Raw genomic sequence first — 13742 nt, 5'->3', positions numbered from 1 at the left:
CGCGCGTGCGGGGCGGCGGGTGCGGGATAGCATCGCGGTCGGTAACTGTCCGGCGAGCAGGAAAGATGCCTCCTATGACCAAAGCGCCCGTCACCGTCACCGTCACCGGTGCCGCTGGCCAGATCGGCTACGCGCTGCTGTTCCGGATCGCTTCCGGGCAGCTCATCGGGGGCGACACCCCGATCAAGCTCCGGTTGCTGGAGATCCCGCAGGCGGTCAAGGCCGCTGAGGGCACGGCGATGGAGCTGGACGACTGCGCGTTCCCGTTGTTGAGCAGCGTGGACGTGTTCGACGACGCGAAGGAGGCGTTCCGGGGTTCGAACGTGGCGCTGCTCGTGGGTGCGCGGCCGCGCACCAAGGGCATGGAGCGCGGTGATCTGCTGGAGGCCAACGGCGGCATCTTCAAGCCGCAGGGCGAGGCGATCAATGCCGGTGCCGCTGAGGACATCAAGGTGCTGGTGGTCGGGAACCCGGCGAACACGAACGCGCTGATCGCGCGGTCGCACGCTCCGGACGTGCCCGCGGAGCGGTTCACCGCGATGACCCGGTTGGATCACAACCGGGCGTTGACGCAGCTGGCGCAGAAGCTGGGCACCACGGTGACCGAGATCAAGAAGTTGACGATCTGGGGCAACCACTCGGCGACGCAGTACCCGGACCTGTTCCACGCCGAGGTCGGCGGGAAGATCGCCGCCGAGCAGGTGGAGCGGTCGTGGTTGGCGGAGGAGTTCATCCCGACGGTGGCCAAGCGCGGTGCGGCGATCATCGAGGCGCGGGGTGCGTCGTCGGCGGCGTCGGCGGCGAACGCGGCGATCGACCACTTGCACACCTGGGTCAACGGCACCCCGGAGGGTGACTGGACGTCGGCGGGTGTGGTCTCGGACGGTTCGTACGGGGTGCCGGAGGGCATCATCTCGTCGTTCCCGGTCACGGCGAAGGACGGGAAGTTCGAGATCGTGCGGGGCCTGGAGATCGACGAGTTCTCGCGGGAGCGGATCGACGCTTCGGTGAACGAGCTGGTCGAGGAGCGCGACGCGGTGCGCGGTCTCGGTTTGATCTGAGCGGTGCTGTGACGGAGGGGCCCTGCCGGATTCCGGTGGGGCCCTTCGTCGTGTTCGGAAGTCCGGCAGCGTCGGGAGCGTGGCGGGGTCGTGGCGCGATGCCGTTGCGGGGGCGTTCTCGGCGTGCTGATCGGCGCGGGAGTCGAACAGCAGGTGGTGTCGTCGTGGCCGGAGCTGGTCGCCCGGGGGTGCGGAGGGTGGGGTCGGCTGCGCGCGCACCGCTGTTTTTGCGGTTGTGGCAACTTTCTTTGTCGGATCGGCGTGTGGTGTGGAGCATCGTCCGCAGAGGAGGGATTCTCCATGGATCTGCAGGACCGCTCTTACGAGATCGTCGTGGTCGGCGGCGGCGCGGCGGGCACCAGTGCCGCGTTGAGCTCCGCGCGGGCCCGGCGCAGCGTGCTGGTCGTCGACGCGGGCGAGCCGCGCAACGCCCCCGCTGGTGGCGTGCACAACTACTTGGGCCGCGAGGGCACCCCGCCGGGTGACCTGGTGGCGGCCGGGCGCGTCGAAGCGGAGCGCTACGGCGCCGAGTTCGCCACCGGCGAGGTCATCGCCGCTGAACGCGCACCGGATGGCGACTTCCGGCTCACCCTCGACGGCGGCACCGCGGTCACCGCGGCGCGGCTGGTGATCGCCACCGGGTTGGTCGACGAGCTGCCTCCGGTACCCGGGTTGGCGCAGCGGTGGGGCCGGGAGGTGCTGCACTGCCCCTACTGCCACGGCTGGGAGGTCCGCGACCGGCACGTCGCCGTGCTCGGCACCGGCCCGATGGCGCCGCACCAAGCGCTGCTGTGGCGGCAGTGGAGCCCGCGGATCACGTTGCTGCGGCACGACCTCGGCGAGCTCGGTTCCGAGGACCGCGCGAAGCTCGACGCCCGCGGCATCACCGTGGTTCCCGGCCCGGTCGAGGGCGTGCGGGTGGAAGCGGACCGGCTCACCGGCGTCGAGGTCGGCGGGCACGTGCTGGCCTGCGATGCGCTGGTCGTGGCGCCGCTGTTCACCGCCCGCCTCGGTGCCCTGGCCGATCTGGGGCTGCGCACCGAACCGGTGTGGCGCGGTGACACCCCGGTCGGCGCCCGGTTGCCCGTCGACGCCTCCGGCGCGACCGCGGTGCCCGGGGTGTGGGCGGCGGGCAACGTCACCGATCTGACCGGCAACGTCATCAGCGCCGCGGCCGCGGGCGCGAACGTCGCGGCCCAGGTCAACTTCGATCTCGTCGAAGCCGACACCCGGGCCGACCTCCGTCGCGCCGCCGGCCAGGACCCGTTCCTCGTGCGGGAACGCGAAGTCGCCGACCTCGTCGCGGGCGAGCGGCGCCACGGCCTGTGAACCACCACGAACCCCTGAGGAGCACCCCGATGAGCGATCGCACCGCCGAAGTGCAGCTGTGGAACGAGATGTACGCCCGGGCCGAGCACTACTGGAGCGGCGAAGCCAACACCGCCCTGGTCGAGCAGGTCCGCGACCTGCCGCCGGGCCGGGTGCTCGACCTCGGCTGCGGGGAGGGTGGGGACGCGCTGTGGTTCGCCGGCCGCGGCTGGCAGGTCACCGCCGTGGACCTGTCCCCCGTCGTGCTCGGGCGCGCCCGCGCGCGCTCCGCCGAAGCGGGCCTGGACGGGCGGATCCGCTGGCAGGAGGTGGACCTGGCCGTGGACTTCCCGGAAGGCGAGTTCGACCTGGTCTCGGCGCAGTTCCTGCACTCGTGGGGCGAACTGCCCCGCGAACGGGTGCTGCGTCGTGCCGCCGAGGCCGTCGCCCCCGGCGGCACCTTGCTCGTCGAAGGCCACTGCGGCTGGCCCGAGTGGGAGACCAACCCGCATCCCGACGTGCACTTCCCCACCCCGCGGGAGGTCGTCGACTCCCTGCACCTCGCCGACGGGGAGTGGGAGGTGCAGGTCTGCGCCGAGCACGAACGCACCCAGACCGCGCCCGACGGCACCGACACCACCCGCATCGATTCCACCGTGAAACTCCGCCGGTCGCGCTGACCGGTTCCCCGGTGCTCGACCGGTCGGGCACCGGGGACCTGCCCCCGGTGGTGCCCTTTCGGGCCTTTCCCGGCCCCACCTCGGGCGGCGACGGTGGGGTCCGCACGTCGACCACGTCCGTCCGGGGAGGACTCGATGCGCCGTACTCGCGATCAGCGGCCGGTCACGACACGGGCTCGGCGGGGCCTTCAGTCGGGCGGAAACGCCGAGAAGGACGTGGCTGCTGCCCCGGGAGGGCGGGTTCCGCCGCACGGCGTCGCGGCGCTGCAGCGGATGGTGGGCAACGCCGCGGTCGCCCGGCTGCTGGGCGGCCGCTCGCCCGACGGTGCGGCGACGGCCGTGCAGCGCGTCGTCGTCAACTACGAGAACGTCGACGAACCCGTGGAGATGGATCTGGATGACATCACCGCACGTCCGGAGTTCCAGAACCTGACTCCCGCCCAGCAGCGGGGCCTCGCGGCGAAGGTCGATTCGGAGGACTTCTTCGTGCTGCAGGACCTGCTGCGCAGCACCGTGACCGGTGCGGTCAGCGGTCCGCATCCCCGCGAGGGGCGTTTCCTGGCCGAATTGGCGGAGAAGCGGGGCAACGTGTTCGCCTACGACCCGGAGATGCAGGAGGACGCGCTCCGGCAGGTCCTGGGCAGGAGCAGGGTCCCCGACGGTGCGGTGCTGCTGCACGCGGACTCGATCACCTCGTTCGGCGAGCACGTGCCCAGGACGGACGTGTTCGTGCCGCATCCGGGGCCGTGGACGATGGCGGCGCCGGATGCGGATCTCGCCACGTCCCTGGACCGGGTGCTCGGCGCCGACAGCCGCGCGTTCGTGCTCACCGACAACGAACCCGGGAGGGGCTACGCCGCCTGGCTGCAGAAGCGGATCAATGACATCAACGAGGCCGGTCAGCGGGATGATCCGTCCTACCGGCCGCTGGCGGTCGCAGTCGAGACCATCGCCGCTACGGCGACGGACCAGCGGATCGGGTTCGGCGCGGACTCCGGCGGTGTCGAGCTGGAAGTGGGGCACGCGCCCGGCTACCGCCTGCTGCGGATCACCCGGACCTGACTCGCCCGCGGTGAGCACGGGTGGGACGTGCTCACCCGGGGCTGTCGAGAATCCGGTGGTGATTGGCGATCACGCCGCTGCCCGGGCGTGCGCCGACCAGCTTCCCGTCCCCTGCGGACATGTCGTCGATGCGGCGTGCCGCCGTCTCCGTCCTGCGCGGATCGCCCCGGACGGCAGCGAGACGATCCGCGTCGACGGCACGGTGAAGGCCCAGTGCCTGCCGTGAGGTCGCCGGGTGCGGCCGCCTCGCGGTGCTGGGCCAGGTGCGCGGTTCGGGCGGTGGCCGGTCCGGGCGTGGCGGGAATTCGGCGGTTCCTGGCGATCGCGCCACTGCTGGTGCGGGCCGGGGCTGGCTAGGTTTCTTCGTGCATCGCCGAAGAGGAAGAGATCCCGTGACGAAGTTGCTGCTCAGCGTGCACGTGCTCGCCGCGATCCTGGCCGTGGGGCCGGTCGCCGTCGCCGGTAGCGCGTTCCCCCGCTACCTGCGTCGCTCCGCGACCGATCCTGATGCGCGCGCGGCGCTGGGTGCCTTGCACCGGGTGTGCCAGGTCTACGCGGTGCTGGGCATCGCGGTGCCGGTGTTCGGCCTGGCGACCGCGTTGCGGCTGGGTGTGCTCGGGGACGCTTGGCTGCTCACCTCGATCGGTCTGACCGCCGCGGCGGCCGCGGTGCTGGTCGCTTCGGTCCTGCCGGTGCAGCGTCGCGGGCTGGAGGTCGCCGGGGATGCCGCGGCCGGGAGCGGGCTGGCCAGGCGGTTGGGCATGAGCACGGGCGTGTTCAACCTGCTGTGGGCGGTGGTGGTGGTGCTCATGATCGTGCGCCCCGGTTCGACGGCGGGGGTGTGAGCCCGGTGCCCGGGGAGCTGCGTCTGCTGCGCGTGGCCGCTGTCGTGGAGGCGGGGTCGTTGCTGGTGCTGCTGGTGAACCTGGTGACAGCGCACTGGGCGCCGGTGACGTCGGGGGCGGGCCCGGTGCACGGGTGCGCTTATCTCGTCACCGTGGCGGCGACCTTCGCCGCGACGCGCTCGGCCCGGGCGCGGGGGTGGGCGTTCGTGCCCGGTGCGGGTGGTCTGCTCGCGCTCCGCGAGGTGGGCCGCGCCGCTGGGGTGTGAGGGGCGCGCTCGGGTGCGGGAGGTCACCGGTGGCCCGCTGCGGGAGGGCGGGCGGGTCGTGGTTGCATTCGCGGATGATCTCCAGCACGACGATGACCCCGATCCCCTACATCGACCGGATCCTGGACCAGTGGGAGCGCGACGAGGAGCGGGACGCTCTGGTGTGCGGGCCGGTGCGGTTCACCCGAGGCCAGGCCCGGCGGCGGGTGTTCCAGCTCGGGCACGCGCTGCGGGGGCGGGGGCTCGCCCCGGGTGACGGGGTCGGGCTGCTGCTGGGCAATCGCGCGGAATCGGCGTTGCTGGTGCTCGCGGTGCACCTGATCGGCTGCCGAGCGGTGATGTTGCCGCCAGAGCCCGGTCCGGGGGAACTCGCCGCGTTGATCGACCAGTCGGGTGCGCGTCTCGTCATCGCGGATCCGGTGCACGGGCAGCGGGCGGTGCTGGCGGCCGGGCGCTGCGCCAGCGCTCCGGTGCTGGCCAGCCTCGGTTCCCCGGAGGTGCCGTTCGCGGAGGAGGACGTGTGGGCGGTGGCGGCGCAGTGCCCGGTGCGGCGGCCCGAGCGGGCGCCGGTTCCGGGCCCGGATGAGGCGGTGACCGTGTACTACACGGGTGGCACGTTGGGGCGGCCGAAGTTGGCCGCGCACGGGCGGCTGCCCTACGACGCGGTGATGCTCGCGGTGGAGGCCGGGCGGGCGGCGGCCCCGGAGGGCGGGGACCGGGTCATGGTGGCGACGCTGCTGACCCACACCAGCGGGCACGTGACCATGCTGTTCGCGCTGCTGACCGGTTCGCCGCTGGTGGTGCTGCCGGAGTGGGACGCCGGGGCCGCGTTCACCGCGCTCCGGGATGAGCGGATCACCATGACGATGGTGGTGCCGCCGATGCTGTACCAGCTGCTGGACGATCCGCGTTGCCAGCGGGGTGCGCTGCCCGCGCTGCGGCAGATCATGCTCGGTGCGGCTCCGGTCGCACCGCACCGGCTGCGGCAGGCGGTCGAGGTGTTCGGGCCGGTGCTGTCCCAGGGTTACGGTCAGACCGAGTGCGCCGGCATCACGGCGCTGCCCGCCCACGAGCTGCCCGACCCCGGTGATCTCGGTTCGCCCCTGTGGCGCAGCTGCGGTCGGGCCCAACCCGGCGCGGAGCTGGAGATCCGCGGCGTGGATGGCGGACGGCTGCCCCCGGGCGAGGCCGGGGAGGTGTGCGTGCGCAGCCCCATGCGGATGCTGGGTTACTGGCAGGACCCCGAGCGCACCGCGGAGGCGGTGGACGCCGAGGGGTGGTTGCGCACCGGCGACGTCGGTTACCTCGACGCCGACGGGTACCTGTACCTGGTGGATCGGGCGAAGGACGTCATCGTCACCGGCACCGACAGCGGCAACCTCTACACGCGCGTGCTGGAGGATTTCCTGCACGCGCTGCCCGGGGTGCGGCACGCGGCGGCCGTGGGCGTGCCGGACGAGGCGGTCGGTGAACGGGTGCGGGTGTTCCTCACCGGCGCGGGCATCGATGTCGACGGGCTCGTCGACTCGGTCACCGCGGAGCTCGGGGCGCGTTACGCGCCGCAGGAGGTGGTGCTGGTGCCGGAGCTGCCCCTGACCCAGGTCGGCAAGGTCGACAAGAAGGCGCTGCGGGCGGGCGCGGAATCCGCGTCGCCGGCCTGAGGCGCCCGCGGCATCCGGGGCCGGGCCCGGTCAGCCCGCCTCGGAGGCCGCCGGGCCGGGCCGGGGGCCGGTGGAGCGGTCCGGTGCGCGGCGCGGGTTCCGGGGCGTCGGTCGATCCCCGGCGGCTGCTCGCCGGGCCGGTGGAGGCGCGGAGTCGCCGGAGCCCCCGCGCGCCCGGTCCGCGCCGCGCGGCTGGCAAGATCACCGGGTGCGCTTTCACGCCGATCTGCACGTTCACTCGAAGTACTCCCGCGCGTGCAGCAAGGACTGCGACATCGAGCACCTGACGTGGTGGGCTCGGCGCAAGGGCATCGCGGTGGTCGGTACCGGCGACCTCACCCACCCCGCGTGGTTCGCGCACCTGCGCGACGTCCTCGAACCCGCCGAACCCGGGCTGCTGCGGCTGCGCCCCGAGCTGGACCGGGAGATCACCGCGGCGATGCCCGCGAACTGCGGTGGCGACGTGCGGTTCATGCTGTCGTCGGAGATCGCCACCATCTACAAGCGCGGCGAGCACACCCGCAAGATCCACCACCTGTGCTACATGCCGGACTTCGCCGCCGCTGAGGAGTTCTCCCGCCGGCTCGGGCGCATCGGCAACCTGGCCTCCGACGGGCGGCCCATCCTGGGGTTGGACTCCCGCGACCTGCTGGAGATCACCCTGGAGGCCGGGGGCTACCTGGTGCCCGCGCACATCTGGACGCCGTGGTTCGCGGTGCTGGGCTCCAAGGCCGGGTTCAACTCGATCGACGAGGCCTACCGCGACCTGTCCGGGCACGTCTTCGCGCTGGAGACGGGGCTGTCCAGCGACCCGGAGATGAACTGGCGGATCTCCGGGCTCGACCGCTTCACCCTGGTCAGCCACTCCGACGCGCACTCCCCGCCGATGCTGGGCCGCGAGGCCACCGTGTTCGACACCGACCTCGACTACCACGCCATCAAGCGCGCCCTGGAAACCCGCGACGGGTTCGCCGGCACCGTCGAGTTCTTCCCCGAAGAGGGCAAGTACCACCTCGACGGGCACCGCAAGTGCGCGGTGCGGCTCGAACCCGCCGACACCAAAGCCCGCGGCGGGCGCTGCCCCGAATGCGGGAAGCCGCTGACCGTCGGGGTGCAGCACCGCGTCGACGACCTCGCCGACCGGCCCGCCGGCGCCCGCCCCGACGGGGCCGCCGGGTTCCGCAGCCTCATCCCGCTACCGGAGATCGTCGGGGAGATCCACGGCGTCGGGCCCAAGAGCAAGAAGGTCTTCGGCCGCGTGTCCGAACTCGTGGCGGCTCACGGGCCGGAACTCGGCATCCTCGAAGACGTGCCGCTCGACGAGCTGCACCGCGGCGACCCGCGCGTCGCCGAAGCCATCGGGCGGTTGCGCGCCGGTGAGGTCGTGCGCGACGCGGGCTTCGACGGGGAGTACGGCACCATCCGCGTGTTCCAGCCCGCCGAACTGGCCCGGCTGCGCAACGGAGACTCCCGCAGCCTGTTCGACGACGACCTGCTCACCCCGGTCGAGACGCCCCGGCCGGCCGTCGCCGCCGCACCGCGACAGCGCCCGGAGCCGGTCGACACCCCCGGCGCCGCGGCACCGGAGGCGCCCGCGCGCGGCGTCCTCGACGGACTCGACCCCGACCAGCGCGCCGCCGCCGAAGTCCCGGCCGGGCCGCTGCTCATCGTCGCCGGGCCCGGGACCGGCAAGACCCGCACCGTCACCCACCGCCTCGCGCACCTCGTCCTCGAACGCGACGTGCCCGCACGCGACTGCCTGGCGATCACCTTCACCCGCCGGGCCGCCGACGAACTCACCGAACGCCTGCACGCGCTCATCGGGCCCGCCGCCGCCGACATCACCGTCGGCACCTTCCACTCCTTCGGGCTCGGCTTCCTGCGCGAACACCACGACCGACTCGGGCTCACCGCCGCCTTCGGCGTCGCCGACACCGCCCGCAAGCACGAGGTGCTCACCGAGATCACCGGGGACGAGACCGCGGCCCGCGCACTGGCGCGCGAGCTCACCGACCCCGGACACGTCGACGCCGCCGACCGCTACCGGACCCGGCTGCGGGAACTCGACCTCGTCGACTTCGACGACCTCGTCACCGAACCCGTCCGGCTGCTCGAAGCGGACCCCCGGCTGACCGCCGACTACCGCGACCGGTACCGGTGGATCACCGTCGACGAGTACCAGGACGTCGACGACGTCCAGTACCGGCTGCTGCGGGCCCTCGCGCCCGCGGGGGCGAACCTGACCGCGATCGGTGATCCCGACCAGGCGATCTACTCGTTCCGCGGCGCCGACGTCGGGTTCTTCCTGCGGTTCGAGCAGGACTACCCCGCCGCGCCCGTGCACCAGCTGACCCGCAACTACCGCAGCGGCGCGCACATCCTCGACGCCGCGCTGCGCGCCATCGCTCCCACGACGCTGGTGCCCGGCCGCGCCCTGCGCGCCGCCTCGAACCGCGACGCGCACCGGGTGGTGCGCCACGAGGCCGCCGACGAACGCGCCGAAGCGGCCTTCGTCGCCCGCGAGATCGACCGGTTGCTGGGCGGTTCGTCGTTCCACTCCCTCGACAGCGGCCGCGTCACCGGCGACGGGCCCGGCGGCATCGGGTTCGACGACATCGCCGTGCTCTACCGCACCGACGCCCAATCCCGCGTGCTGCTCGACGAATTCGCCCGCGCCGGGCTCCCGGTGCAGAAGCGTTCCCACGACCCGCTGTCGGCCCGCGCCGGCGTCGGCCTGCTGCTGGCCGAACTCGCCCACGTCGCCGACCGCGACGGCAGCGCCCTCGACGAGCTGCGCGCCGCCGCGGCCACCGTCGTGCTCAGCGTCCCCGATGAGGTCCGAGCCGACGTGCACGGCGCGGTCGAACTGCTCACCCCGCTCGCCGTCCGCTGCGGCGGCGACCTGGCCCGGTTCCGCCGCGAGGTGCTGCTGGGAGCCGAGGTCGACGCCCTCGACCCGCGCGCCGAAGCCGTCTCGCTGCTGACGCTGCACGCCGCGAAGGGTCTGGAGTTCCCGGTGGTGTTCCTGGTCGGTTGCGAACACGGCCTGCTGCCGCTGACCTGGCCCGGCACCGAGCCGACCGCCGAGCAGCTCGCCGAGGAACGGCGCCTGTTCTTCGTCGGCGCCACCCGCGCCCAGGACCACCTGTGGCTCACCCACGCGGCCCGCCGCACCCGGCACGGTCAGGTCCGGGACCGCGGTCCGTCGCCGTTCCTGTCCGGCCTCGGCGACGCCGTCGCCCGCATCGAGCGCCCCGCTGCCCGCAAGCCCCGCGCCACGCAGCTGAGCCTGCTGTGAGCTCGCCGCGCGTGAACGAGTCGCCGGGTTCCCTCAGCCGCGGTAGTGGTCGGCGACGGCGGTGAAAGCGGCCTTCGGTTCCCAGGGCATGTCCGGGTAGGTCTCGCCGGTGCGGTCTTCGAGGACTTTGACGATGCCGACGCTGGCCAGGTCGAGGTCGTGACGGGGGTCGCCGGGGCGGTGCGGGTGGTCGTACAGCGCGAAGAGGTGCACGAAGGCGCTGTCGACGCCTTCGGCATCGAAGATCTCCAGCAGTTCGCGCAGGTAGGTGGCCTGGCCCGCCTCGTCGCGAACGTAGTCCCCGTTCAGCCGAACCGGGGCACCGGTGTCCTCGTGGTACTCCACGATCTCCATGCTGCGAGGTGCCCTGTCCCCGGCGCCGCGCCAGGTGGCGGAGCCGAATCCGGTGATCGCGACCGGTCTTCCCCGCGCGACGAGGTCGCGCACGGCTTCCTGATACCGGTCGGCCACCTCGGCGGACCGGATGAGTTCCACGGACGTGATGTCGAACAGGGCCCAGTCGACGCGCTCGAACGGTACGCAGGCGTAGGTGATCCTGCCTCCGAAGCGCTCGCGGACCGCGGCGACGGCGCGCGCGAGGAACTCGTTGAGGCGAGCGTTGACCTCGAGGAGCTGCTCGCCGCTGCCGAGCCCGCTCAACAGCGGGCCGAGCCGTTCTTGGAGATCGTCGCCGGGCAGGAATCCCCGGTTCATGATGGTCAGCTCGACGCCGGTGACGAACACGACGTCGGCTCCCGCCTCCCGGAGCCGCTCGGCCCGTTCCGCGCAGTCGGCGAACAGCGACATGATCTCCGTGGTGGTCAGTTCCAGCGGGTAGGGCGAGAACCAGACCTCCAGCCCGAGTTCGGCGGCGATCCGGGCCGCCAGCTCCAGCCGCTCCGGATCGCCGCCGACGAGGTGCACGGCAGTGCAGTGCACGTCATCGCGGATGATCTCCAGCTCCCGCTTGACCACGCCGGGGTCGAAGTGCTTCCGGGAGATCTCGCCGTGCCGGATGAAGCCGGTGTCGTAGGTGATGCCCTTGGCTCGCATGGGTGGTCCTTTCCGGTGGCGACCTGGGGGGAGCCCGAGACTCGGGAAAAGTGCGTGCACGCAAACTAGCGCACGCGCATGATTTTCGCGATACTGGGCGGGTGACATCACGACGGACCGGGCTGCGCGAGCAGAAGAAGCAGGCCACCACGGAGGCGCTGCGCGAGGCCGCGCTGCGGCTGGCGCTGGAACGCGGGGTGGAGAACGTGCGCGTCGACGACATCGCCGAGGCGGCCGGAGTCTCACCGAGGACCTACAACAACTACTTCTCCAGCCGCGAGCAGGCGATCGTCGCCGCCGTCGCCGCCGAACGCGAGGCGGGAATCGCCGCGGCGGTCACCGCCCGGTCCGCCGACGTCGGCCTCGCGCACGCCGTGGTCGAGGCGATCGTGGAGCAGTACACCGATCCAGCGCAGCAGCGGCGCGACGCCCTGCTGCTGATCACCACCCACCCCGCGTTGCGGGAGGCGTTCGTCAACACCTCCGGCGCGATGGAACACCCCCTCGCTGACGCGATCAGCCGACGTCTCAGCGACCTCGACCCCCGCACCGCCCACGTGCTCGCGGCGAGCGTCACCGCCGCGACCCGGATCGCGCTGCAACGATGGGTCTCTCCCGCGACCGGTGAGCTGGTCGTGCCGTCCGGCTCGCTGCCTGACCTGCTTCGCACCGCACTGGCGCCACTCGCCCCCGCGCTCGACGCCGCCGAGGCACCACAGCACTGACCTCCCCGCGCCCGCCGGGAAAACCCGGAGGAGAGCGCCTCCGTCACCGGTGGAGCTCACCGGAAGCCGACACCGGCCGATCCGTGGCGATCAGCGAGCCGAGCGCGTCGAGCGCCCGCGCCGAGGGCGACCCCGGCTCGGGCGTGTAGGTGACGAGCATCTGGCCGGGCGCGGCAGGGGTCGTCCAGCTGAGGTAGGTGAGATCGAGGTCGCCGAGCTCCGGGTGACGCAGCAGCTGGACCCCGCTGGTCTTCTCGTGGACGTGGTGTTCGGCCCACAGCCGGCGGAAGGTGTCGCTGCGCACGCTCAGGCCGCCGACGAGCTCGGAGAGCCCGGGGTGGTCCGGTTCCTGGCCTGCGGTCATCCGCAGGATCCCCACGGTGGCGCGGGCCGCGCTGTCCCAGTCCCGGTGCCGCGCGGCGACCTCGTCATCGGAGAACAGCAGCCAGGCGGTGTTGCGTTCGTGCTCGGGCAACGAGCCGAAATCGGTGAACACCGCGCAGGCCAGGTCGTTCCAGCCGATCACCCGAGTGGAGCGGGTCAGGACCAAGGCGGGCACCGTCAGGGTTCGCAGGAAGGACCGCGTTGCCTCGCTCATCCGCTCCGGCGCCGTCCGTGCGCCGCGCCTGCGCCGCCGGACGGGGTGAGCCAGGTGGTGCAGGTGCGCGCGTTGCGCGTCGTCGAGCATCAGCACGCGAGAGATCGCGTCGAGCACCGGTTCCGACGGCCTGCCTCCCCGGCCCTGTTCGAGGCGGACGTAGTAGTCGGTGGACAACCCGACCAGGGTGGCGACCTCTTCGCGCCGCAATCCGGGCACCCGGCGCCGCCCGGCTTCGGGGAGTCCCGCGGCCGCGGGCGGCACCGCGGCCCGCCGGGCTCGGAGGAACTCCCCCAGCTCCGTCTTCACGCCGTCGGGCCTTGGTGCCGTCATGTCGCCATCCTCCCGAACCGAGGCTGGGCGAGGGTAGGTGTCCGGGTACCCGGGCTCGTCGGTTCCCTGGTTGCGGTGGGCCTGGAGGCGGTGCGGCTAGGCCGCGATCGTGGGGGGACCGGCACGGCGGGTCCCGCTCGCCGGCCGGTTCCGGCGGCGGATTCCTCCGCCGCACCAGTTGGAGATCGAGGAGTACACCATGACGACGTTCGAGTCGGCCGGGGCGCAGCTGGCGTCCCTCGACAGCGCCAGCCTGGAGGAGAAGGTCGCTCACCTCCTCGACCGTGCTCAGATCGTCGATGTGGTTCAGCGCTACGGCGAATGCGTGGACCTGCACGACTTCGCGCGGCTGCGGACCTGCTACGCGGAGGAGATCGAGGTGGACCACTCCCCGACGATCGGGATGGGCCTCATGCGCATCCGAGCCGACCGATGGTGCCAGCTGGCCGAGAAGTTCCACAGCCAGCTCGACGGGGACGAGCACGTGCTCGTCCCCCAGTCGATGATCATCAACGGATCCGCGGCGTCCTGCCACGTGCTGGTGCACGCGCACCACTTCTACCGGCAGGCCAACGGCAGCCCCTTCCAGAGCCTGGTGGGGACCTACGACCTGGATCTCGTCAAGACCGACGACGGCTGGAAGATCAGCCGTTCGATCCAGGGGCTTCGCTGGACGGAGGGGAACTGGCAGTTCCACACCGACATCATGGACTCACTGGCCGAGGCCTGACCCCTCGTTCGACGGGATCGGGGATCCTGACACCCGAGGCCGCTCAGCCCGGAGCGAGGTCACCGCGCTCCCCTGCTCCGGGCAGCCCCCGTTCCACTTCAGGATCGGCAGCGGTCCGGCCG

The 13742-nt window shown here is 72.5% G+C and carries 12 protein-coding genes; 10 read left to right on the top strand and 2 right to left on the bottom strand.

Annotation, left to right across the window (positions count from 1 at the left end; translation table 11 throughout):
- The first annotated feature begins 74 nt into the window (after positions 1–74).
- From ACL03H_RS11515 to ACL03H_RS11480, 8 genes are all read left to right on the top strand, one after another.
- Entirely contained in the window at positions 75–1061 is a 987-nt protein-coding gene (locus ACL03H_RS11515; RefSeq protein WP_412811156.1) for a malate dehydrogenase, read from the top strand.
- Between the two features lie 300 nt (positions 1062–1361).
- Positions 1362–2390: an NAD(P)/FAD-dependent oxidoreductase gene (locus ACL03H_RS11510; protein ID WP_412811155.1), complete on the top strand. Its 1029-nt coding sequence runs from the start codon at positions 1362–1364 to the stop codon at positions 2388–2390.
- Positions 2391–2419: 29 nt separating this feature from the next.
- A complete protein-coding gene (locus tag ACL03H_RS11505; protein WP_412811154.1) occupies positions 2420–3049 on the top strand; it encodes an SAM-dependent methyltransferase in 630 nt (209 codons plus the stop codon).
- Between the two features lie 216 nt (positions 3050–3265).
- A complete protein-coding gene (locus ACL03H_RS11500; RefSeq protein ID WP_412811153.1) occupies positions 3266–4111 on the top strand; it encodes a hypothetical protein in 846 nt (281 codons plus the stop codon).
- Positions 4112–4503: 392 nt separating this feature from the next.
- Positions 4504–4956 (top strand): hypothetical protein, encoded by a 453-nt coding sequence (locus tag ACL03H_RS11495; RefSeq protein ID WP_412811152.1) that lies wholly within the window; start codon positions 4504–4506, stop codon positions 4954–4956.
- 5 nt (positions 4957–4961) lie between these two features.
- Complete coding sequence (locus ACL03H_RS11490) at positions 4962–5222, top strand: DUF3817 domain-containing protein (protein WP_412811151.1); 261 nt, start codon at positions 4962–4964, stop codon at positions 5220–5222.
- A gap of 74 nt (positions 5223–5296) precedes the next feature.
- Entirely contained in the window at positions 5297–6883 is a 1587-nt protein-coding gene (locus tag ACL03H_RS11485) for a class I adenylate-forming enzyme family protein (protein WP_412811150.1), read from the top strand.
- A gap of 208 nt (positions 6884–7091) precedes the next feature.
- Positions 7092–10181: a UvrD-helicase domain-containing protein gene (locus ACL03H_RS11480; protein WP_412811149.1), complete on the top strand. Its 3090-nt coding sequence runs from the start codon at positions 7092–7094 to the stop codon at positions 10179–10181.
- 33 nt (positions 10182–10214) lie between these two features.
- Here the strand turns inward: ACL03H_RS11480 and ACL03H_RS11475 are convergent, their stop codons facing one another.
- A complete protein-coding gene (locus ACL03H_RS11475; RefSeq protein WP_412811148.1) occupies positions 10215–11234 on the bottom strand; it encodes a hypothetical protein in 1020 nt (339 codons plus the stop codon).
- 101 nt (positions 11235–11335) lie between these two features.
- Here ACL03H_RS11475 and ACL03H_RS11470 point away from each other — a divergent pair, with 101 nt between their 5' ends.
- Positions 11336–11959 carry a TetR/AcrR family transcriptional regulator gene (locus tag ACL03H_RS11470; RefSeq protein ID WP_412811147.1) on the top strand — a complete coding sequence of 208 codons (624 nt, stop codon included), beginning with the start codon at positions 11336–11338 and terminating at the stop codon, positions 11957–11959.
- A 43-nt stretch (positions 11960–12002) separates the two neighbouring features.
- On the opposite strand, the gene ACL03H_RS11465 is transcribed toward ACL03H_RS11470, so the two are convergent.
- Positions 12003–12890: a helix-turn-helix transcriptional regulator gene (locus ACL03H_RS11465; protein WP_412811146.1), complete on the bottom strand. Its 888-nt coding sequence runs from the start codon at positions 12888–12890 to the stop codon at positions 12003–12005.
- Between the two features lie 199 nt (positions 12891–13089).
- Here ACL03H_RS11465 and ACL03H_RS11460 point away from each other — a divergent pair, with 199 nt between their 5' ends.
- Positions 13090–13620: a nuclear transport factor 2 family protein gene (locus ACL03H_RS11460; RefSeq protein WP_412811145.1), complete on the top strand. Its 531-nt coding sequence runs from the start codon at positions 13090–13092 to the stop codon at positions 13618–13620.
- The last annotated feature ends 122 nt before the right edge of the window (positions 13621–13742 follow it).

This window comes from Saccharopolyspora antibiotica, from assembly GCF_047200635.1.
In the GTDB taxonomy this organism is placed as follows: domain Bacteria; phylum Actinomycetota; class Actinomycetes; order Mycobacteriales; family Pseudonocardiaceae; genus Saccharopolyspora_C.
The sequence above is the reverse complement of the archived record's forward strand: the minus strand, read 5'-3'. Positions and strand labels throughout refer to the sequence as shown.